Origin of the sequence: Sphingomonas sp. Leaf17 (assembly GCF_001421505.1) — a bacterium.
Taxonomy (GTDB): domain Bacteria; phylum Pseudomonadota; class Alphaproteobacteria; order Sphingomonadales; family Sphingomonadaceae; genus Sphingomonas.
Window position 1 is genome coordinate 351923 of sequence record NZ_LMKL01000006.1, and the last position, 21662, is coordinate 373584.

Genomic DNA, 21662 nt, shown 5'->3' on the forward strand with positions numbered 1-21662 from the left:
CCATAGGCTGTAAGGCTCGGGGGAGTGGACGGAATGGATATGACGACGGAGCCTGCGGGAACCTTGACCCGCGCTGATCTGGCCGATGCGCTGCACCGCGAGATAGGATTGTCGCGCGCGGATTCGGGCAGCATCGTCGAACATATTCTGGCCGAAATGTGCGGCGCCCTGTCGCGCGGCGAGAACGTCAAGATTTCCGGCTTCGGCACGTTTGTACTGCGCGACAAGGGCGAGCGCGTCGGCCGCAATCCCAAGACCGGGGTCGAGGTGCCGATCGCCCCGCGCCGCGTGCTGACGTTCCGCGCCAGCCAGATGATGCGCGACCGCATCGTCGCGGCCGGATAGCCCTAGGCATGGCGGCCGGTACGTCCAAGGCGGCGGGTGCATTTCGGACGATCGGCGAACTGTCGCGCGAAACCGGCCTGCCGCAGCATATCCTGCGGTACTGGGAAACGCGCTTTCCCCAGTTGCGCCCCATGCAGCGCGCGGGCAACCGCCGCTATTACCGGCCGGAGGATACCGCGCTGGTCCGGCGGATCGACGGCCTGCTCAACCGCGACGGCTATACCATTCGCGGCGTTCAGCAACTGCTGGAACGCGAAGACGGGCGCGCCGCCGCGGCATCCCCCATGGACGCGCTGCGCGCGATCCGCGACCTGCTGGCCGGTGCGCTGGTCGAGGATGGGCGGTAGGGTTTAGGATTGGCTGGGGGGGCACGCCCCGCGCTACCCTGCCGGTTGTATGTCGACACCGCACTCCGTCATTGCAAGCACAGCGAAGCAACTCGGGGTCGCCCGTTACGCGCTGGATTGCCTCGCCGTGCTCGCAATGACGGGGGTGGCAAATACCCCCTACCGCTCCCGCGTCGCGGCGAACTTCACCTTGGCGTAGCGTTCGGCGATGTAGTTCACTTCCCACGCGCTTTTGGACAAGAACACCGGGTTGCCGTCGCGGTCCTTGGCCATCGCGCCGCGATTGATTTCCATGAAGCTTTTCAGCTCGGCCGGATCCTCCGCCGTGATCCAGCGCGCGGTTTCGAACGGGGCCATCTCCAGCCCGGCGGCGACCTTGTACTCGGCATCCAGCCGCGACAGCAGCACTTCGAGCTGAAGCTGGCCGACGACCCCGATGATCCAGTTCGAGCCGATGTCGGGATAGAAGACCTGCGTCACGCCCTCCTCCGCCATGTCGTCGAGCGCCTTGCGCAACTGCTTGGTCTTGGTCGGATCCTTCAGCGCGACGCGGCGCAGGATTTCGGGCGCGAAATTGGGCAGCCCCGTGAAACGGATCGCCGCGCGTTCGGACAGGGTGTCACCGACCCTGAGCGTCCCGTGGTTGGGGATGCCGATGATGTCGCCGGGAAACGCCTCGTCCGCCAGTTCGCGGTTCTGCGCGAAGAACAGGATCGGCGAATGGACCGCGATCGGCTTGCCGTGGCCGGTCGGGGTCAGCTTCATGCCGCGCTTGAACACGCCCGAACACAGCCGCATGAAGGCGATGCGGTCGCGGTGATTGGGGTCCATGTTCGCCTGCACCTTGAACACGAAACCGGTCACTTCCGGCTCGTCGGGCGAGACGGGGGCGGGTTCGGCCGGCTGCGGGCGTGGTGGCGGCGCGAAGTCCGCCAGCGCAGCGATCAGTTCGGCCACCCCGAAATCCTTCAACGCGGAACCGAAATAGACCGGCGTCAGGTCGCCCGCGCGGTAGCGGTCGGCGTCGAATTCGGCATAGGCCCCCTGCGCCAGCTCGGCCTCCTCGCGCAGCCGGTCGATGCCCTCGGGCGTCAGCGTGGCGGCCAGCGCGGGATCGTCCAGCCCGGTGAAGGGCAGCGCCTTCCCCAGAAACTCGCGGCTATCGCCCTCGGGCCGGCTGAGCGTGTTGGCGTAGAGGTCATACACGCCCTCGAACTGGCCGCCCATGCCGGCGGGCCAGCTCATCGGGCAGACGTCGAGCTGGAGCATCTCGGCCACCTCGTCGAGCAGCTCGAACGGGGGGCGACCCTCGCGATCGACCTTGTTGATGAAGGTGATGATCGGCACCGACCGCAGGCGGCAGACCTCGAACAGCTTGCGCGTCTGCGGCTCGATGCCCTTGGCCGCGTCGATGACCATCACCGCCGAATCGACGGCAGTCAGCGTGCGATAGGTATCTTCCGAGAAATCCTCGTGGCCCGGCGTGTCGAGCAGGTTGAAGGTGATGCCCTGCCGCTCGAACGTCATGACCGAGGAGGTGACGGAAATGCCGCGCTGCTGCTCGATCTTCATCCAGTCCGATCGGGCGCGGCGGTTCTGGCCGCGCGCCTTCACCTCGCCGGCGAGGTGGATCGCGCCGCCGAAATACAGCAATTTTTCGGTCAGCGTCGTCTTGCCGGCGTCTGGGTGCGAAATGATCGCGAAGGTGCGGCGGGGAAATTGGGTCATGACTTCAGCTTTCGACACGGCTCACGCCGTCGGCCCGGACGCATGGCCGGACCCTTGCAACAGGGTGACGCTCCGGCCGGGGCCGGACAGGACAGGCTAGGGTTCCTCGACCAGCGCGACGCGCAGGCCGATCGTTTTCGTGTCACCCGGCGCGACGGTGAAGATACCGGGCTTGTCGGCATAGTCGCCGGCGAAATCGGCCGGATCGGCGATGCCGTGCCATGGCTCGACACAGACATAGGCGGCACCCGGAATGGTCCAGATGCCGAGCTTCGGCGTGTCGGGAAAGGTGATCCGCAGCTGCGGGCCGTCGCTGGCGCCATAGGTGACCGCGTCGGAGGCGACCGGATCCCAGACCAGCGCGTCGTCGGTGAACAGGGCGTCGGCCAAGTGCAGCGTCCGCCCATCGAGCGGCGACGGGCGCGTGTCCGCGCCGATGAAGCCGTCCTTGGTCACTTCGCTCAAGCGCACCGGTTCGTCGGCGTCGAAGACGATGCGGTGGTCGGCGCGAGGGCGTCCGTACGGCAGCGGCCAGGCGAAGGCGGGATGGAAGCCGAACTGCGCGGGCATCGGCAAATCGCCGCGATTGGCGATGACGACGTCGATCGCCAGCGTAGCCGCCTCGATCCGGTAGGTCACGTCGAGGACGAACGCGAAGGGGTAGGCCTCGCGGGTTTCCGCATCCGCCTCCAGCCGGAAGGTGACGCGGTCGGCGGCGTTCGCCACCATGTCGAAGCTGCGGTTGCGCGCGAAACCGTGCTTGGGCATCGGATAGCCTGTGCCGTCGATGCGGATCGCGTCGCCGTGCACGCGGCCGATGACCGGGAACAGCAACGGCGCGTGGCGCGACCAGAAGGCGGGATCCGCATCGGTCATCAACTCGCGACCAGCCGCGTCGCGCAGGTGCGTCAGCTCCGCGCCGAACGGGTTGATCACGGCGGACAGCCGGTTGCTGGCGATGGTGACTAGGGTGGCGTCGGTCATGCGCCGGCCATACCCGCTCGGGCGGGGGCAAGTCGAGGGCGGGTGTTGCGGCTCTGCGGTCAACGCGTCTTCGTCCCTCGCGCGCAGGCGAGAGTGACGGGCATCTGGTTTTCTGTTCCCCGGCGAAGGCCGGGGTCCAGTCGGGCGCGACGGTGTAACGGCGGGTATCGCGCCGTCGCGCTCGCCTTCCCGACTGGACCCCGGCCTTCGCCGGGGAACAGGGGGAGCCTAGCCCCGCAACACCGCGCCCTGCTTCGCCGCCGCGATGACCACCTTGTCGGCGATCGCCTTCAGCTGGTCGTCGGTGAAACTGGCGCCGGTGGGTTGCAGGATGATTTCGACCGCGACCGACTGGTGACCGGGTTCGACGCCAGTGCCGGCGAACACGTCGAAGACGCGGGCGGCGACGATCGCCGCCTTGTCGGCACCGCGCACTGCACGGACCAGCGTTTCGGCCGGCAGCGTGGTCGGTACCAAAAAGGCGAAGTCGCGGCGGACGGCCTGAAGCGCGGGTGGCGCATAGGCCGGGCGCATGAAGCCGGTCGAGCCGCGCCTGGCCGGCAGCGCGTCGAGATAGAGTTCGACACCGGCGACCGCGCCATCAAGGTCGAACGCCTTGAGGACCCTGGGGTGGATCATGCCGAACGCGGCGAGCACGGTCTTCGGCCCCAGCCGCAGCGTGCCGGACTGGCCGGGATGCCAGGCGGCCCCTGCCTCCCCCATCACCGCCAGATTGTCGACCGGCGCGCCGGCGGCGGCGAGCAGGGCCAGCGCCTCGGCCTTGGCGTCATAGGCGTCGAAGGCGGTCGCCTTGCCGGCCCGCCAGCCGCGCGGGCGCTTCTCGCCGGCCAGGATCACGCCCAGCGTCGGGCGCTCTGCATCGGCCAGATAGCGGCGGCCAAGCTCGAACAGGCGGATCGCGCCCGCCCCGCGCTTCAGGTTGCGCTCGGTCGCGGCCAGCAGGCCGGGGAGCAACGACGGGCGCATGACCTTCAGGTCTTCGCTGATCGGGTTGGCCAGCGTCCATGCGCCGCCGCCGAACACGTCGGCTTGGGGCCGTGACAGGAAGCTCCACGTCACCGCCTCGTTCAGCCCGCGCGCGGCGGCCGCACGGCGGACGCGGCGTTCGAGCAGCTGGTCGGGCGTCGCGGTCGGGCGGGCGACGCCGGGTGCGCGCGGCAACGGCACGGGCAGGACCGCGTCGATCCCCTCGATCCGGATCACCTCCTCAACGATGTCGGCGCTGCCGTCGATATCGCGCCGCCAGCTGGGCACGCCGACCCGCCAGTCGTCGCCGACCGTGAAGCCGAGTGACTCCAGAATCGCCTTTTGCCGCTCAGGGGCCACCACAAGCCCGCCGAGGGTTTCGGCATGGTGAGGATCGTAATCGACGAAGTGGACGGCCTGTGGGGCTTCTCCGGCGGTTTTTGCGACACTCGGGGTGCCGCCACACAGTGCGACCACCACGCCGGTCGCGATGGCGAGGCCGTCGGCAAGGAAGGCGGGGTCGACGCCGCGCTCGAACCGGGTGCGCGCGTCGCTGGTCAGCGTCAGCGCCTGGCCGGTGCGGGCGATGTGGTCGGGATCGAAATAGGCGCACTCGATCAGCACGTCGGTCGTGTCCGCCGACACGCCAGAATGCTCGCCGCCCATGATGCCGCCGATGTCGTGCACGGCCACATCATCGGCGATGACCGTCATCGTGTCGGCCAGCGTGTAGGTCCGGCCGTTGAGCGCGACGACCTGTTCGCCCGCCACCGCCTTGCGCGCGACGAGGCCGCCCGACAGCTTCGCCATGTCATAGACGTGCAGCGGACGGCCGAGGTCGAACATGATGTAGTTGGTGATGTCGACCAAAGTCGAAATCGGCTTCTGGCCGATCGCGATCAGGCGGCGGCGCAGCCAGTCGGGCGATTCGCCGTTGGTGACGCCGCGCACGGTCTGCGCGAAGAAGGCGGGGCAGCCGGCGGGGTCGAGCGTCGCGATGTCGGGCGCCGGGCCTTCGCCGGCGATCACGGGCACGGTGATCGGCAGGAGTGTGCCGAGACCGGCGGCGGCAAGATCGCGGGCGATGCCGCGCACGCCCATGCAGTCCTGACGGTTCGGCGTGATGCTCACGTCGATGACCGGATCGTTCAGCCCGGCATAGTCGGGATAGGGCGTGCCGACGGGGGCGTCGGCGGGCAGTTCGATAATCCCGTCATGATCCTCGCCCAGTTGCAGTTCACGCGTCGAACACATCATGCCGTTGGATTCGACGCCGCGGATCGCCGCGACCTTCAGCGTCACGTCGAGGCCGGGAACGTAGGCCCCCGGCGCACCGAACACGCCGACCATTCCTGCGCGGGCGTTGGGCGCGCCGCAGACGACCTGAAGCGGACCGTTTCCGGCGTCGACCGACAGCACCTGCAGCTTGTCGGCCTGCGGGTGGCGTTCGGCGCTCAGCACCTTCGCGACGCGGAATGCCGACAGTTTCTCGCCGGGATTCTCGACGCCCTCGACCTCCAGGCCGATGCGGGTCAACCCTTCCACGATCTGGTCGAGCGTGGCGTCGGTGTCGAGATGCTCGCGGAGCCAGCCGATGGTGAACTTCATGCGCCGACTCCTCCGGACAGCGTGGGGACGTCGAGCGCGGAAAAGCCGTAATGCTTCAGCCAGCGGATATCGCCGTCGAAGAAGGCGCGCAGATCGTCCATGCCGTATTTCAGCATCGCCAGACGGTCGATGCCGCAGCCGAACGCGAAGCCCTGATATTCGGCCGGATCAAGGCCGCACGCGGCGATGACCTTCGGGTGGACCATGCCCGAGCCGAGCACCTCCATCCAGCCGCCACCGTCCGAATCGGGGCCACCGCCGATGACGCGCTTGCCCTTGACCATGGTGTAGCCGACATCGACCTCCGCCGAGGGTTCGGTGAAGGGGAAATAGCTCGGGCGCAGGCGCAGCGTGATGTCGTCGCGCTCGAAGAACGCCTTCAGGAAGGTTTCGAGCGTCCATTTCAGATGGCCGAGCGTGATGCCCTTGTCGATCACCAGGCCCTCGACCTGATGGAACATCGGCGTGTGGGTGGCGTCGCTGTCGGAGCGATAGGTGCGGCCCGGCGCGATGATGCGGATCGGCGGCTTCTGCGTCAGCATCGTGCGGATCTGCACGGGCGACGTGTGCGTGCGCAGCAACATCTTGCGCGCCACGCCATCGGCATAGCTGCCGTCGCCGTCCGGCTGCGGCTCGCAGTAAAATGTATCGTGCATCGCCCGGGCCGGGTGGCTTTCGGGAATGTTCAATGCGGTGAAGTTATGCCAGTCGTCCTCGATCTCCGGCCCCGTCGCGACCGCGAAGCCCAAGTCGGCGAAGATTTCCGCCAGTTCGTCCATCACCTGCGACACCGGGTGGATCGTGCCCACCAGCGCCGGCTCGACCGGCAGCGTCATGTCGAGCGTTTCGCTGGCGAGGCGCGCGTCGAGGTCGGCGCGTTCCAGCTCGGCCTTGCGCGTGGCGATCGCGCTGGCGACGGTCTCGCGCAGCGCCTGGATCCGCGGCCCCTGCACCTGCCGCTCGTCGGGCGACATCTTGCCGAGCGTCTTGAGCAACTGGGTGATGCGCCCCTGCTTGCCGAGCGCGTCGACCCGCACCGTGTCGAGCGCGTCGAGACTGGCCGAGGCGGCGATGGCCGCGAGCATGTGGTCGCGCATGGTATCGAGTTCGGTCATGGAGTCCGTTTTCCTGATCAGGCGATGGCCTGTAGGGCCTTGCGCGGCGTGTGCAAAGTCGGGCGGCGCGCGCCCGTCATTGCCAGCGCACGCGAAGCAATGACGGGAGGTGGGGGCGGGCTGCCCGCCTACGCCGCGAGCGCGCGGTCGCTGACGAACATGTTGTGCTGGCGTTCGTGGGCGAAGGTGCTGGCGGGGCCGTGGCCGGGGATGAAGGTGGTGGCGTCGCCCATCGGCCAGAGCTTGGTCAGGACCGACGCGATCAGATCCTGATGATTGCTCAACGGAAAGTCGGTGCGGCCGACCGATCCCTGGAACAGCACGTCGCCGACCAGCGCGAGGTTCGAGGGCGGATGGTGGAACACGACATGGCCCGGCGTGTGGCCGGGCGTCTCGTACACGTCGAGGGTCAGGTCGCCGACCTGCACGGTGTCACCCTCGACCAGCCAGCGGTCGGGTTCGAACACGACGCCGCGAATGCCGTAGTTGCGACCATCCTCGTCCAGCCGCGCAAGCCAGAAACGGTCCGCCTCGTTCGGGCCGACGATCGGCACGCCCAGTTCCTCGGCCAGCGGCTTGGCCTCGCCCGCATGGTCGATATGACCGTGGGTCAGCAACACCTGTTCGACGGTGACGCCGGCCTGCGCGATGGCGGCGCGGATTTTGGGTAGGTCGCCGCCGGGGTCGATCACCGCCGCCTTCATCGTCGCGGTGCACCAGATGACGGTGCAATTCTGCTGCAACGGGGTGACGGGCACGATCATGACGCGCAGCGGTGGGTTCTGGGGCGGTGGGTTCTGGGGCGGGGGATTCTGGGGAGGATTGGCCATCCCCCGGAAATAGGCGGCATCGACGTGTCCGGCAATCTCCGCTTGCCCCGAAGCGCAAAGGTCGCGATTTCGGCACGGATGGCCGATTTCTCTCCCCTGCCCCCACCCCCAGCCGCAGCCGCAGCCGCGCCATTCGTGCTGCTGGACTCCGCCGACGGGACGCCGGCGCGGCTGTATCGCACACCCGGGCGCGTGATCGAGGCGTGGACGACGGACGCGGTCGCGCCGGCGCTGGACGCGATTCGTGCGGCGACGCGCGCCGGGCTGCACGCGGCAGGGTTCCTGTCCTATGACGCGGGCGCGGCGTTCGAGCCGGTGCTTGGCGCAGCCCGGTCGGACGACGTGCCGTTGCTGTGGTTCGGCTTGTTCACCGACTGGACCGCGATCGACGACGTGCCGGCATGGCTGCCCGATCCGGCGGGGGCATGGATCGGCGCGCCGGAACCGGCGATCGACCGGGCGACCTATGGCGACCGGCTGGCCGCCGTGCAGGCGCTGATCGCGGCGGGCGACCTGTATCAGGCGAACCTGACCTACGCCGCGCGGGTGCCGTTTTCGGGCGATCCGCTGGCGGTGTATGCGCGGGTGCGGACGGGTGCGGCGGCAGGCTATGGCGCGGTCGTGGCGACGGGGACGCACACGCTGCTGTCGTTCTCGCCCGAGCTGTTCTTCGCGCGGGACGGCGCGACGCTGACCTGCCGGCCGATGAAGGGGACGGCCCGGCGCGGCGAGACGGCGGCGGGGGATGCCGCCGCGATCGCCGCGTTGCGGGGCGATGCCAAGCAGCGCGCGGAAAACCTGATGATCGTCGACCTGATGCGCAACGACCTGTCGCGGGTCGCGCGCGCCGGCAGCGTCGCGGTGCCGCAGTTGTTCGCGGTCGAAACCTATCCGACGGTGCACCAGATGGTGTCGACGGTGACCGCGACCCTTGCCGACGAGCGCGACACGGTCGACGTCATCGCCGCGCTGTTCCCGTGCGGGTCGATCACCGGCGCGCCGAAGATCCGGGCGATGCAGGCGATCGGCGACATCGAGGCGCGCGCGCGGGCCGTGTACACCGGGTCGATCGGGCGGATCGACGCAGGGGGCGACGCCGCGTTCAACGTCGCGATCCGGACGCTGACGATCCGCGACGGGGAGGCCGATGCGGCGTTCGGTGTCGGATCGGGCATCGTCGCCGACTCGGACGCCGATGCCGAGTGGGACGAATGCGCGGCCAAGGGCGATTTCCTGACCGCCGGCGCGCGCGCGTTCGACCTGATCGAGACGATGGCGTTCGATCCGCTGTTGGGCCTGCCGCTGCTGGAACGGCATCTGGAGCGGATGCGGGGAAGCGCGACGGCCCTTGGCTTCGCGTTCGACCGCCACGGTGTGCGCAACGAATTGCAGGCCGCGACTTTCCGGTTGCGCGCGCCCGCCCGCGTCCGGGTGCTGGCCAGCGCGGGCGGGGCCATCGCGATCGAGGTCGGACCGATGCCGCCGGCATTCGACGGGCCGGCCACCGTCGCGGTCGTGCCACTGCCGGTTGCCCCAAGCGACGTGCGGCTGCGGCACAAGACCAGCGACCGCGCCTTCTACGACGCGGCACGGGCGGCGGCTGGCACCGACGAGGTGGTGTTCGTCGATCCCGACGGGCGGTTGACCGAGGGCAGCTTCACGTCGGTGTTCGTGGCACGCGACGGGGTTCTGGTCACGCCGCCGCTGGCTGCGCTGCTGCCCGGCGTTCTGCGCGGGGCGATGCTGGAGGATGGGCGCGCGGTCGAGGGGGTGTTGACGCCCGACGACCTCACACGCGAATTCTATATCGGCAATGCCCTGCGCGGATTGATTCCGGCGGTTCTGGCGGTTGCGGCACCGACGACGTTGCGCGTATAGGCCCGCCCGCGCTTCTTTTCGTATAAGGCCCGATCCGTCATGCACCCATCCGCTGCCCTTGGCCGCATCAGCCCGTCGCCGACCCTTGCCATCACCAGCCGGGTGATGGAGCTGAAGCGCGCGGGCGTCGACGTGATCGGGCTGGGCGCGGGCGAGCCGGATTTCGACACGCCTGATTTCGTGAAGGAAGCCGCGATCCAGGCGATCCGCGACGGCAAGACCAAGTACACCAATGTCGACGGCACGCCCGAATTGAAGGCGGCGATCGCGGCGAAGTTCGCGCGCGACAACGGCCTGACCTTCGGCGCGGACCAGATCAGCGTCAATGTCGGCGGCAAGCATACGCTGTTCAACGCGATGGTCGCGACGCTTGATGCGGGCGACGAGGTCGTGATCCCTGCGCCCTATTGGGTCAGCTACCCGGATGTCGTGCAGTTCGCGGGCGGTGTGCCGGTGATCGTGAAGGCGGGGCCGGAGGTCGGTTACAAGCTGGCCCCGGAGGCGCTCGACGCGGCGATCACGCCGAAGACAAAGTGGGTGATCCTGAACTCGCCGTCGAACCCGACCGGCGCGGGCTATACCGTCGAGGAACTGAAGGCGCTGGGCGACGTGCTGGCGCGGCATCCGCATGTCTGGATCTTCGCCGACGATATGTACGAACACATCGTCTATGACGGGTTTCGCTTCGCGACGATCGCGCAGGTCTGCCCCGATCTGGCCGAGCGGACGCTGACGGTGAACGGCTGTTCCAAGGCCTATGCGATGACCGGCTGGCGGATCGGCTATGCCGGCGGCGCGGCGTGGCTCATCAAGGCGATGGCGAAATTGCAGTCGCAGTCGACGTCCAACCCCTGTTCGATCGCGCAGGCCGCCGCCACCGCCGCGCTGAACGGCGACCAGTCGTTCCTGGCCGACCGCAATGCCGCGTTCCAGGTGCGTCGCGACATGGTGGTGGCGATGCTGAACGCCATCGACGGCGTGGAATGTCCGATGCCGGAGGGGGCGTTCTACGTCTATCCGTCGGTTGCCGGGCTGATCGGCAAGTCGACACCGGCGGGCAAGCGGATCGACAGCGACGATGCGTTCGTCACCTATCTGCTCGACGATGCGAAGGTCGCGGCCGTCCAGGGATCGGCGTTCGGCCTCTCGCCCGCCATGCGGATCAGCTACGCCACGTCGGACGCGCTGCTGAAGGAAGCCTGCACCCGCATCCAGACCGCGTGCGCCGCGCTGCGGTGATGCTTACGGCGGTATGAACGGCGTCCCAATCGCCGGTTAATCCGTAGCTGCTATATCGACACACCGTCGCTGGAATTGGTCCGGCGGCGGCTGGTTTTCATCGGGCGACCGCGTGGGCGGCGACCGATATCGACAAGGGATCCTGAACCATGCGTGCGCTCATCACCTCCAGCTTTCTGTGGCGCTTCGTCGGCGGCTTCGCGCTGGGCACGGTGGGCCTGTTCGCGTTGCAGCCGGCCGAAGCGTCGCGAGGATTCGACCAGCCGGTGGCCGTGACCGCACCGGTCCGCTGACCCCCTTGGCGTGGGGCCAGCGCGGCCCCATCTCGATGCCATGAAAACAGCCATCACCACTTTATCCCTGGCCGCGATCGCCGCCGCTGCCGCCCTGTCGGGCGTCGCCAGCGCGGAGAAGGCGGAGAAGGCGGTCGTCATCCCCGCCGCCGCGATCGACGTGCCGCGCACCGGCGCGACCCAGACCGCCGTGCTGGCGGGTGGCTGCTTCTGGGGCATGGAGGCGGTGTTCGAGCGGGTGAAGGGCGTGAAGTCGGTCACCGCCGGCTATGCCGGCGGCACCGCGCAGACCGCGACCTATGACGCGGTGTCGACCGAACGGACCGGCCATGCCGAGGCGATCCGTATCGTCTACGACCCGGCACAGGTCAGCTATGCGACGTTGCTGCGCGTGTATTTCTCGGTCGCGCACGATCCGACGCAGGTGAACGGCCAGCGCCCCGACAACGGCCCCAGCTATCGCTCGGCGATCTTCGCCCAAGGCCCCGAGCAGAAGGCGGTCGCGGCCCGCTACATCGCGCAGCTTGGCGCGACCCGCGCGTTCGGGAAGCCGATCGCGACCAAGATCGAGCAGGCGACGTTCTATCCGGCCGAGGCCTATCACCAGAATTTCTATGACCGGAACCCGTCGCACCCGTATATCGTGACATGGGACAAGCCGAAGGTCGCGGCGTTCAGGGCGGCGTTTCCGACTATCGCACGGTAGCGACGCTCCGCCAGGGGGCGGGTCGTCAAGCCGCCAGCGGGAAGCGCAGCATCCGGTTTTCGACCGGGATCAGGGCCTCGGCTCCGGCCCCGACAGCGCGGCTGATCTCGGGGTGGGTGGCGTCGAGGCCGCCGGTCAGGGATCCGAAGGCGGGCAGGATCAGCTTGGTCGGGGTGGCGATGAAGCAGCGGCGGGCGACTTGCTTGCCGCGGACGCGCAGGCGCAGTTTCGGGTGGAAATGGCCGGACAGTTCGTACCGGGTGTCAGCGGGTGTGGCCTCGTGGCGCAGGACCAGCCCGTCGACCTCGACCTCCTCGACCACGGTGCCGCCGCAGCGATCGGGAATGACGGGATCGTGGTTGCCGGTGATCCAGGTCCAGCGGGCGCGACCGGTCAGCGCGGCGAGCATGGCCTGCGCCGTGTCGGGCAGACGCTCGCCCCCTTGCGCATCGTGGAAGCTGTCGCCGAGGCACCAGACCTCGTGCGCGTCGGTGGCGGCAACCAGCGCGGTCAGGTCGGTCAGCGTGGCCAGCGAGTCATAGGGCGGGAGCATCTGGCCGAAGCGCGCGAACCAGCTGGCCTTTTCAAAATGCAGGTCGGCGACCAGCAGCGCGCGGCGGGCGGGCCAGAAGACCGCGCCGCCAGCCAGCGCATACAGGGCATGTCCGCCGAACGAAAAGGGAACCATGGCCCGCCATGACGCGGTGGGCGGCATCAATCAAGCGACCTGATCCCGCCATCCACGCCGCGTTCACGAAAACCCCTTGCCTGCCCGCGCCATGGGCGTACAGCGCGCCGTCCTGTTCGCGGGGCGTCCTCCTGTCGGGAATATCACGCGTCACCATGTCGCCGTCCCCAGACCCCAAATCCCGGAACCCTGGATCGGCGGCCGACACCGTGCCCCATCCGATGGTCGTCGCGCTGACGATCGGCGCGATCGGCGTCGTGTTCGGCGATATCGGCACCAGCCCGCTGTACGCATTTCGCGAGGCGCTGGGCCAGTCGGCGGCCGACGGGATCGACCCGTCCGAGATTCTGGGCGTGCTGAGCCTGGCGCTCTGGTCGCTGCTGCTGGTCGTCACGCTGAAATACGTCGTGTTCCTGATGCGCGCGGACAATCAGGGCGAAGGCGGCGTGCTGGCGCTGGCGGCGCTGGCGCGGCGGGCGATCGGGGTGCGGTCGCGCGTGGCGATCGTGCTGGGGGCTGCGGGCGCGGCGCTGTTCTATGGCGACGCGATCATCACGCCCGCGCTGTCGGTGCTGTCGGCGATGGAGGGCCTGCGCACGATTCCCGGCGCGGCGGCGGTGTTCGACGAACATGTCGTCCGGCTGGTGACGATCATGATCCTGATCGGCCTGTTCTTCATCCAGTCGCACGGGACCGCGCTGGTATCCAAGCTGTTCGGTCCCGTCTGCATCCTGTGGTTTCTGGCGATCGGCGGGCTTGGCGCGTGGCATATCGCCGACGAGCTTTCGATCCTGCGCGTGTTTTCGCCATATTACGGGGTCATGTTCCTCGGCACCCACGGCGTGACCGGGCTGTTCGTCCTGGGGGCGGTGTTCCTGACCGTGACGGGTGCGGAGGCGCTGACCGCCGACATGGGGCATTTCGGCAAGCTGCCAATCCGCATCGGCTGGTTCGCCCTGGTGTTTCCGGCGCTTGCGCTCAACTATCTCGGACAGGGCGCGTTCGCGCTGGCGCGGCTGGAACAGGCGGCGGCGGCGGGCGTCCCGTTCGAGAATCAGGACTGGTTCTTCCTGATGGCCCCGGATTCGCTGCGGCCGATGCTGGTCATCCTGGCGGGCATGGCGACCGTGATCGCCAGCCAGGCGGTCATCACCGGCGCGTTTTCGGTGACGCAGCAGGCGGTGCAGCTGGGCCTGTTGCCGCGCATGAAGATCCGCCAGACGTCCGCCGCCTATGCCGGGCAGATCTATGTCCCGACGATCAACTGGCTGCTGCTGGTCGGCGTGCTGGTGCTGGTGGTGCAGTTCAAGACGTCGTCGGCGATGGCCGCCGCGTACGGCATCGCGGTGACCGGCACGATGGTGGTGACGACGTGCCTCGCCTATCTGGTCGTCCGCCATCGCTGGAACTGGTCGCGGCCGCTGGCGCTGGGGGTCATCCTGCCGTTCCTGACGCTGGACCTGATTTTCTTCGGCGCCAACATCCTGCGCGTGATCGAGGGTGGCTGGGTGCCGCTGGTGGTCGCCGCCGCGATCGGCCTGCTGATCTATACCTGGGTGCGCGGGCGCGGCATCGTCGCAGCGTTCGAGCGGCGGCAGAGCATTCCGCTGGCCGATCTGGCCGCGGCGCTGGCCAAGCGTCCGCCGGAGCGGGTGAGCGGCACGGCGGTCTTCCTGACCGCCAACCCGCTGGCGACGCCGGGCGCGCTGCTCCACAACCTGAAGCACAACAAGGTGCTGCACGAACGCAACCTGATCGTGTCGGTGCGGACCGCCGACCGGCCGGTGGTGGCGGATGAGAAGCGCGTGCAGCTGGAGCGGATCGACGACAATTTCTCCTCCGTCGTGCTGACCTATGGCTTCATGGAATCGCCCGACGTGCCGCGCGACCTGGGCCTGCGGCAGGCGCGGGCGAAGCTGGGGCTGGATCCGATGAAGACGTCGTACTTCATCGGCCGCAACACGCTGAAGCCCGACAGCGATCAGGGCATGCCGCTGTGGCAGGACCGGCTGTTCATGTTTTTGCAGCGCAACGCGAGCGACCCGACCGATTTCCTGCGGATTCCGCCGGGCAAGGTGGTCGAACTGGGCGAACAGGTCACGGTGTGAGGGGGTTGCCGCGGAACGTGTGCTCCTGCGTTCGCTGGACAGCGGCGGGCGGATCGGTAACGGTCCCGGTCCCCTGATGTTGTTGGAGCTGTCATGGTCTCGGTCCTGCTTGCCGCGCTTGTCCTGACGATGCCGCAGACTGCGGTGCCGGCCACCCCTGCCCCGATGGCCACCCCGGCTCCGGCCACGCCCGCGCCGCTTCCCGCACCGGTCGCGACGCCGTCGGCCGAGGAATCAGACGCGCGCTGCCTGGCGGCGTTCGCGATGCTGGTGTCGGCGACCAATGCGCAGACCGCGCAGGCGGCGAAGTTGGGGTCGTTGTTCTTTTACGGCAAGCTGGTCGGGCGCAATCCGACGATCGAGCTGAGCGCGGCGCTGGCGCGCGCGGCGACGGCGGTGTCGGCGGACAGCCGATCCGACCTGACACGGTGCAGCGGCGAGTTGCAGGCGGCCGGTGGCGCGATGACCGCGGCGGGAAGCCGGTTGGGCGCGGCGCGGTAGCGGGGTCGGTTTCTCGATTTCGCCCGAAACGAACGGAACGGGGGGGGGGGGGCAAAGCTGACGATACCTCCCCCGTCACCCTCGCGCTGACGAGGGTGACGGGGGCGTGGGGCTATCCCGCGTACGCTTTCACCAGATCATAGAGATAGTCGCGGCCGTCGTAGAGCGAGGTAACGCGGATGCGTTCGTTGACGCCATGGATGCCGCCGAGATCCTTGTCGATGAAGATACCGGGCACACCGTAGACGGGGATGCCGATCGTCTGGAAGAAGATGCCGTCGGTGGCCCCCGTCGACATCATCGGCAGCATGGGCACGCCGGGGAAATGCCGGGCCGCGATCGCCTTTGCCGGCCCCAAGATGCGCGGGTCGAGCGGCGGCGGGACGGCGGTGGGACGGACCGGCTGGTTGGCGGTGACCGTCACCTTTTCGCCGGCCAGCTTCTGCAATTGGGCGAGCGTGCCGTCGACGGTCTCGCCGGGAAATATCCGGCAGTTGATGTTGGCGGTCGCGCGTTGCGGCAGCGCGTTTTCGGCATGACCGGCATTGACCAGCGTGGCCACGCAGGTGGTCCGGAGTGTGGCGTTCATCGCCTTGTCGCTGCTGACGATCGCCGCCGCGTCCGCATCGGCGGGGTTGGCCAGCAGACGGCGGATCGCGTCGCCGCCGACGCCGGGCGTCGCCTTTCCGCTGGCGGTGAAAAAGGCGCGGGTGGTGTCGGTGAAGGCGACCGGGAACTGATAGGCGCGCACCGCTTCGATCGCGTCGGCCAGTTCGTAGATCGCGTTGGCCGGGATCGGTTGCGAACTGTGGCCGCCGGGATTGGTCGTGGCGAAGGTGTAGTTCTGTGCTGCCTTCTCCCCGACCTGGATCGCGAGCAGTTGCCGCTTGCCGCTGTCGTCGATCCGGCCGCCGCCGCCCTCGTTCAGCACGAAATCGGCGGCGATCAGGTCGGGGCGGTTCTTTGCCAGCCATTCGGCCCCGTTCCAGGCGAAGGTCGTCTCCTCGCCGCAGGTCAGCGCCAGTTTCACGGTGCGCTTCGGCGTGGTGCCGGCCTGTCTGAAGCGGATCAGCGTGTCGGCCCAGATCGCCGACATCGCCTTGTCGTCGACACTGCCGCGCGCGTAATAATATCCGTCCTCCTCGACCAGCGTGAACGGATCGCGCGCCCAGTCCTCGCGCTTCGCCTCGACCACGTCGAGATGGCCGAGCAGGAGCATCGGCTTGAGGCTTGCGTCGCTGCCCTTCAGGATCGCGACGAGGCCGCCCTCCTTCGGGTGGTCGGGGACCGAGAATGGGGTGATGTCGGCATCGCGGAAACCGGCGGCCTTCAGACGGGTGGCGATCTGCGCTGCGGCCTGGGTGCAGCTGCCCGCCGACAGGGTGGTGTTGGTCTCGACCAGTTGCTTGTACAGGCCGAAGAACGCCTTCTGGTCGGGGCGGCCTTGCGCGGCGGTCATCTGCGGCACGAGGGCGAGCGCCGCCGCCAATAATCCTGTCGCCAGCCGCATTTTCGCTCTCCCCCGTTTGTTTCTGTCGCGACTAGAGCGGCTATTGCCCGGTGGCGCAACCGGTTACGGGCGCGCGATCAATCGGGGCGCATGGCGTCGGCGATCATCGCCTCGGCCTCGATCAGCAGGGCGTCGTCGCCGTGGGTTGTCGTCACCTTCTCCCGCCCGATGAGGGTCAGGACCGGGACCGCGAGCGGAGTCACGCGGTCGAGATCAACGTGGAGCATGGTGTCGCGGGCGCGGTCGAGCAGGCCGGCGAGGCGGCCGACATCGGTCATGCGCGCGCGGGCGTCGTCCCATGCGGCCTGCAGGAGCAGGTGGCCGGGTTCGTATTTGCGCAGGACGTCGTAGATCAGGTCGGTGGAAAACGTGACCTGCTTGCCGGTCTTGCGCTTGCCGGGATGCTGGCGCTCGACCAGCCCGCCGATGACCGCGACTTCGCGGAACGCGCGTTTCAGCAGGTGCGACTGCTGGACCCAGTCGACGAATTCATGTTCGAGGATGTCGGGCGAGAACAGCGCGGCGGGATCGGTTATTTTCTCCAACCCGTAACAGGCGAGCGCATAGTCGTTGGCGACGAAGCCGACCGGTTTCAGCCCCAATGTCTCCATCCGCCGGGTTATGAGCATGCCGAGCGACTGGTGCGCGTTCCACCCCTCGAAACTATAGGCGACCATGTAGTGCCGCCCCTCGCGCGGGAAGGTTTCGACCAGCAGCTGGCCGGGACGCGGCATGACCGAGCGGTTGGCCTGCATTTCCAGCCAGTCGCGGACGTCGGGCGGAAAGCGATGCCATTCGGTCGGCTGCGAGAGGAAGCCGCGAACGCGGTCGGCGAGGTTGGTCGACAGCGGCATCCGGCTGCCGCCATAGGTCGGGATGCGCGCGGGCTTGCTGCTGGCGCGGACCAGCACGTCCTCCAGCGTGATCGACTGGACCTCCAGGCTTAGGCCCGCAAAGAAGAAGCTGTCGCCGATCGAGAGTTGGGCTGCGAACCCCTCCTCCACCCGGCCGAGCGTGCGGCCGTTCTTGAAGCGGACGCCAAGCATCGTCGCCTCGACGATGATGCCGGCGTTCAGGCGGTGTTGCAGCGCGAAGCGGGGGTGGGCGAGCCGCCAGCGGCCGTCGGGATCCCGCGCCAGCCGCTTGAACCGGTCATAGGCCTTGAGGCTGTAGCCGCCGTCGCTGATGAAATGGAGGACGCGGTCGAACGTCTCGGCATCGAGCGCCGAATAGGGGAGCGCGGAGCGGACCTCGTCGAGCAGGTCGCCCTGCACGAACGGCCCGGCGCAGGCACAGGCCATGACGTGCTGGGCCAGCACGTCGAGCGCGCCTTTGCGGAACAGGTCGGGGTCGAGTTCGCCCGCCTCGACCGCGTCGAGGGCCGCGCGCGCTTCGAGATATTCGAAGCGGTTGCCGGGGACGACGATCGCCTCCGATGCCTCATCCAGCCGGTGGTTGGCGCGGCCGATCCGCTGGAGCAGGCGCGACGATCCCTTGGGCGCGCCCATCTGGATCACGCAATCGACATCGCCCCAGTCGACGCCGAGATCGAGGCTGGCGGTGGCGACCAGCGCGCGCAGGTGGCCGTCGGCCATCGCACCCTCGACCTTCTGCCGCGCCTCTTTCGACAGGCTGCCGTGATGGACGCCGATCGGCAGGTTTCCGGTGTTGGCCTTCCAGAGGTCCTGAAAGATCAGCTCGGCGAGGCTGCGGGTGTTGCAGAAGACGATGGTGGTGCGGTGCGCGGCGATCTGCGCCATCACCTGTTCGGCGGCGTACCGGCCCGAATGGCCCGACCACGGCACCCGGCCGTCGGGCAGCAGGATGGCGATGGTCGGGTCCGCGCCGGGCTGGCCGTGGACGAGCGCCACCTGGTCGATATCGCCATCGGGCGCGAGCCAGGCGCGGTAGCCGTCGGTATCGGCGACCGTCGCCGACAGGGCGACGCGGCGAAGGCCGGGCGACAGGCGCTGGAGCCGGGCCATGCAGAGCGACAGGAGATCGCCACGCTTGCCGGTGGCGAACGCATGGACCTCATCGACGATGATTGTGCGAAGGCCCGCGAACATCGTCGCGGCGTCGGGGTAGCTGAGCAGCAGCGACAGCGATTCGGGCGTGGTCAGCAGGACCTGCGGCGGCTTCACGCGCTGGCGCGCCTTGCGGTCGCTGGGGGTGTCGCCGGTGCGGGTCTCGACGCGGATGTCGATCCCCATCTCGGCGACCGGGGTCAGGACGTTGCGCTGCACGTCGACCGCCAGCGCCTTCAGCGGCGAGACGTAGAGCGTGTGCAGGCCGTCGGTCGGATGCTCGATCAGGTCGGCCAGCGTGGGGAGGAAGCCGGCGAGCGTCTTGCCCGCCCCGGTGGTGGCGACGAGCAGCGCGTGGCGGCCGGCGCGGGCCTGCGCCAGCATCGCGGTCTGGTGGCTGCGCGGGGACCAGCCGCGCGCCTCGAACCAGTCGGTCAGGGGTTTGGGGAGGGCGCGGGGGCCGGCGTGAATCGTGGTCGCCGTCATGATGCCCGGCCTGGCCGTTCCCCCGCGCAGGCGGGGGGCCAGGGTTGAGCGGACCGCCGGGTGTGGTCTTGCTGGGTCCTGGATCCCCGCCTGCGCGGGGAAACGGCAGAAGGGGCGAGTCCGTTGACGGCCGGGATGGAACATCGCTGCATCCGGGCCATATAGGAACGATGGCAAAGCTCGGCGACTGGATCGAACCGCATCCGCATGGAATCCATGTGAAACCCGCCGATGCGTGGGTCGATCCGTCGGAACCGACCCCGCGCGCGCTGGTGACGCATGGTCATGCCGACCATGCGCGGGGCGGGCATGGGGCGGTGTGGGCGACGCCCGAAACACTGGCGATCATGGACGCGCGGTACGGGCCGCAGGCGGGCATTCCCGTGGCGTATGGCGAGACGATCCGGATGGGGGAGGTCGAGGTCGGTTTCGTGCCGGCCGGGCATGTGCTGGGGTCGGCGCAGATCGTGCTGGATTATCGCGGCGAGCGGGTGGTGGTGTCGGGTGACTACAAGCGGCGGGCGGACCCGACCTGTACCCCGTTCCAGCCGGTGAAATGCGACGTGTTCGTGACCGAAGCGACGTTCGGCCTGCCGGTGTTCCGCCACCCGGAAACGGGCGACGAGATCGACAAGCTGATCCAGGCGGTGCGCGCCAACCCGGATCGTTGCGTGCTGGTCGGCGCCTATGCGCTGGGCAAGGCGCAGCGGGTGATCGCCGAGTTGCGGGCGCGGGGCCATGACGCGCCGATCTATATCCACGGCGCGTTGCAGCGGTTGTGCGACCTGTACGAGGAGCACGGCGTGCGGCTGGGCGAGTTGCGGCCGGCGACCGGCGTGGCGAAGGCGGAGATCGCCGGCCATGTCGTGATCGCGCCGCCGGGCGCGTTGAACGACCGCTGGTCGCGCCGCCTGCCCGACCCGATCACCGCGATGGCCAGCGGCTGGATGCGGGTGCGGGGGCGGGCGCGGCAGAAGAACATCGAACTGCCGCTGATCCTGTCCGACCATGCCGACTGGGACGAGCTGACCACGACGCTCAGCGAGATCGCGCCCAAGGAAGTGTGGGTGACGCATGGGCGCGAGGAGGCGCTGGTCCACTGGTGCATGACGCGCCAGATCAAGGCGCGCGCGCTGGCGCTGGTGGGGTTCGAGGACGAGGACGATTAACCAGAACGCCCCGCGCTTTTGCGTCCATTTCCGTGCATTTTTGGGATCGCGCGGCGGCCTAAAATCGTCATAGGGTCCGGCCATGCCTTCATCCCGCCAGGACCCGTCGGTCGGTCACCGCGTCTTGCAGTTTCTCGACGATCACCGGCTGGATCACGGCCCCGCGCATTATGCGTTCGCGCACCGGTTCCTGTTCGGCGACGATAGCGCGTTTCGCGACGCGGTGTCGCGGATCACCGACGACGGGGTTCGGATCACGACCGAACAGGTGGCGTTGCTGGCCGAGCGGGCGGGGCCGGACGATGGACCGCAGGCGGCGGCCACGCCGAAGCTCGATCATCTGGCGCTGCGGTTCCTGACCATCATCACCGACGCGGTCGAGGCGACCGGCGCGCTGAACCAGGAACTGGTGATGGCGACCGCGTCGATGCTGGCCCCCGACGCACCGAGCATCGAGTTGATCGTGGCGGCGATGATCGAGCGCACCGCGCAGGCCGAGGCGAGCATGGCGGCGGCCAGCCGGCAGGTGCAGACCCTGCGCGACGAACTGAACGTGGCGCGTGACGATGCCGCGCATGACCGGTTGACCGGCTTGCTCAACCGGGCGGCGATGGAACGGCGGTTGGCGGCGATGCCGGGCGAGGCATCGGCCAGGGATGGGGCATATTCGGTCGCGATCGTCGGGATCGACCGGTTCCGCGCGCTGAACGCGGCGCATGGCGAGGCGGTCGGCGACCGGGTGCTGGTGGCGGTGGCGCACATGCTGCGCGAGCAATGCGCGCCGCATCCCGTGGCGCGGTGGGGCGGCGACGGCTTCCTGATCCTGTTCGCGGGGCTGTCGGCGAGCGAGGGCGGGCGGATCGTCGATGCGGTGCGGCAGGCGCTGGCTGCGCGCCGGCTGAAGCTGTTCGAGGATGATACCGAGATCGGGACGATCGGATTTTCGGCCGGCGTGGCGGCGTCGCGGTCGCGCGCGGCGGGGCTGGTGATCGCGGCGGCCGAGGATCTGTTGCGCGCGGCCAAGGCGCGCGGGCGCGGGCTGGTGCTGGCCGAACCGGCGGTGATCGGATTGGCGGCGCGCTGACGGCCCCCTGCCCGCTCGCCGGACGATTG

18 protein-coding genes are annotated in these 21662 nt (G+C 68.7%); 10 read left to right on the top strand and 8 right to left on the bottom strand.

What is annotated here, in order from left to right:
* Positions 1 to 39: 39 nt before the first annotated feature.
* Positions 40 to 345, top strand: coding sequence for an integration host factor subunit alpha (locus ASE75_RS10695; RefSeq protein WP_055933386.1), 306 nt, complete (start codon positions 40 to 42; stop codon positions 343 to 345).
* A gap of 8 nt (positions 346 to 353) precedes the next feature.
* The gene (locus ASE75_RS10700; protein WP_055933127.1) at positions 354 to 692 is read left to right on the top strand and encodes a MerR family transcriptional regulator; all 339 of its coding nucleotides are present in this window, start codon (positions 354 to 356) and stop codon (positions 690 to 692) included.
* A gap of 159 nt (positions 693 to 851) precedes the next feature.
* Here ASE75_RS10700 and ASE75_RS10705 read toward each other — a convergent pair whose 3' ends face one another.
* The 5 genes from ASE75_RS10705 to ASE75_RS10725 all read right to left on the bottom strand — a co-directional run bounded on the left by ASE75_RS10705 (position 852) and on the right by ASE75_RS10725 (position 7944).
* Entirely contained in the window at positions 852 to 2420 is a 1569-nt protein-coding gene (locus tag ASE75_RS10705) for a peptide chain release factor 3 (protein WP_055933130.1), read from the bottom strand.
* A gap of 96 nt (positions 2421 to 2516) precedes the next feature.
* Positions 2517 to 3404 (bottom strand): aldose 1-epimerase family protein, encoded by an 888-nt coding sequence (locus ASE75_RS10710; RefSeq protein WP_055933133.1) that lies wholly within the window; start codon positions 3402 to 3404, stop codon positions 2517 to 2519.
* Between the two features lie 228 nt (positions 3405 to 3632).
* Positions 3633 to 5999 carry a phenylalanine--tRNA ligase subunit beta gene (pheT, locus tag ASE75_RS10715; protein ID WP_055933135.1) on the bottom strand — a complete coding sequence of 789 codons (2367 nt, stop codon included), beginning with the start codon at positions 5997 to 5999 and terminating at the stop codon, positions 3633 to 3635.
* Complete coding sequence (gene pheS, locus ASE75_RS10720) at positions 5996 to 7114, bottom strand: phenylalanine--tRNA ligase subunit alpha (protein ID WP_055933138.1); 1119 nt, start codon at positions 7112 to 7114, stop codon at positions 5996 to 5998. Before pheS ends, pheT begins: the two co-directional genes overlap by 4 nt.
* Positions 7115 to 7242: 128 nt before the next feature.
* The gene (locus tag ASE75_RS10725; protein ID WP_055933141.1) at positions 7243 to 7944 is read right to left on the bottom strand and encodes an MBL fold metallo-hydrolase; all 702 of its coding nucleotides are present in this window, start codon (positions 7942 to 7944) and stop codon (positions 7243 to 7245) included.
* Positions 7945 to 8022: 78 nt separating this feature from the next.
* Between ASE75_RS10725 and pabB the strand changes: the two genes are divergently transcribed.
* From pabB to msrA, 4 genes are all read left to right on the top strand, one after another.
* On the top strand, positions 8023 to 9822 hold the full coding sequence (gene pabB / locus ASE75_RS10730) for an aminodeoxychorismate synthase component I (RefSeq protein WP_055933145.1): 1800 nt from the start codon (positions 8023 to 8025) through the stop codon (positions 9820 to 9822).
* Between the two features lie 39 nt (positions 9823 to 9861).
* The gene (locus ASE75_RS10735; protein ID WP_055933148.1) at positions 9862 to 11061 is read left to right on the top strand and encodes a pyridoxal phosphate-dependent aminotransferase; all 1200 of its coding nucleotides are present in this window, start codon (positions 9862 to 9864) and stop codon (positions 11059 to 11061) included.
* A 149-nt stretch (positions 11062 to 11210) separates the two neighbouring features.
* The gene (locus ASE75_RS15755) at positions 11211 to 11354 is read left to right on the top strand and encodes a hypothetical protein (RefSeq protein WP_200922346.1); all 144 of its coding nucleotides are present in this window, start codon (positions 11211 to 11213) and stop codon (positions 11352 to 11354) included.
* Positions 11355 to 11394: 40 nt separating this feature from the next.
* Positions 11395 to 12060, top strand: a complete 666-nt coding sequence (msrA, locus tag ASE75_RS10740) for a peptide-methionine (S)-S-oxide reductase MsrA (RefSeq protein WP_082463917.1) — start codon at positions 11395 to 11397, stop codon at positions 12058 to 12060.
* 25 nt (positions 12061 to 12085) lie between these two features.
* Here msrA and pdeM read toward each other — a convergent pair whose 3' ends face one another.
* A complete protein-coding gene (gene pdeM, locus ASE75_RS10745) occupies positions 12086 to 12748 on the bottom strand; it encodes a ligase-associated DNA damage response endonuclease PdeM (protein ID WP_055933151.1) in 663 nt (220 codons plus the stop codon).
* Between the two features lie 221 nt (positions 12749 to 12969).
* Between pdeM and ASE75_RS10750 the strand changes: the two genes are divergently transcribed.
* Together ASE75_RS10750 and ASE75_RS10755 are read left to right on the top strand one after the other, a co-directional pair.
* On the top strand, positions 12970 to 14856 hold the full coding sequence (locus ASE75_RS10750; RefSeq protein ID WP_235512658.1) for a potassium transporter Kup: 1887 nt from the start codon (positions 12970 to 12972) through the stop codon (positions 14854 to 14856).
* Between the two features lie 93 nt (positions 14857 to 14949).
* Positions 14950 to 15357: a hypothetical protein gene (locus ASE75_RS10755; RefSeq protein WP_055933158.1), complete on the top strand. Its 408-nt coding sequence runs from the start codon at positions 14950 to 14952 to the stop codon at positions 15355 to 15357.
* 112 nt (positions 15358 to 15469) lie between these two features.
* Here ASE75_RS10755 and ASE75_RS10760 read toward each other — a convergent pair whose 3' ends face one another.
* The gene (locus tag ASE75_RS10760; protein ID WP_055933161.1) at positions 15470 to 16867 is read right to left on the bottom strand and encodes a M20/M25/M40 family metallo-hydrolase; all 1398 of its coding nucleotides are present in this window, start codon (positions 16865 to 16867) and stop codon (positions 15470 to 15472) included.
* A gap of 77 nt (positions 16868 to 16944) precedes the next feature.
* Positions 16945 to 19380 carry a ligase-associated DNA damage response DEXH box helicase gene (locus tag ASE75_RS10765; RefSeq protein WP_082463918.1) on the bottom strand — a complete coding sequence of 812 codons (2436 nt, stop codon included), beginning with the start codon at positions 19378 to 19380 and terminating at the stop codon, positions 16945 to 16947.
* Positions 19381 to 19550: 170 nt separating this feature from the next.
* On the opposite strand from ASE75_RS10765, the gene ASE75_RS10770 reads away from it, so the two are divergent.
* Complete coding sequence (locus ASE75_RS10770; RefSeq protein ID WP_055933164.1) at positions 19551 to 20549, top strand: ligase-associated DNA damage response exonuclease; 999 nt, start codon at positions 19551 to 19553, stop codon at positions 20547 to 20549.
* A gap of 82 nt (positions 20550 to 20631) precedes the next feature.
* Positions 20632 to 21633, top strand: coding sequence for a GGDEF domain-containing protein (locus ASE75_RS10775; protein WP_055933167.1), 1002 nt, complete (start codon positions 20632 to 20634; stop codon positions 21631 to 21633).
* The last annotated feature ends 29 nt before the right edge of the window (positions 21634 to 21662 follow it).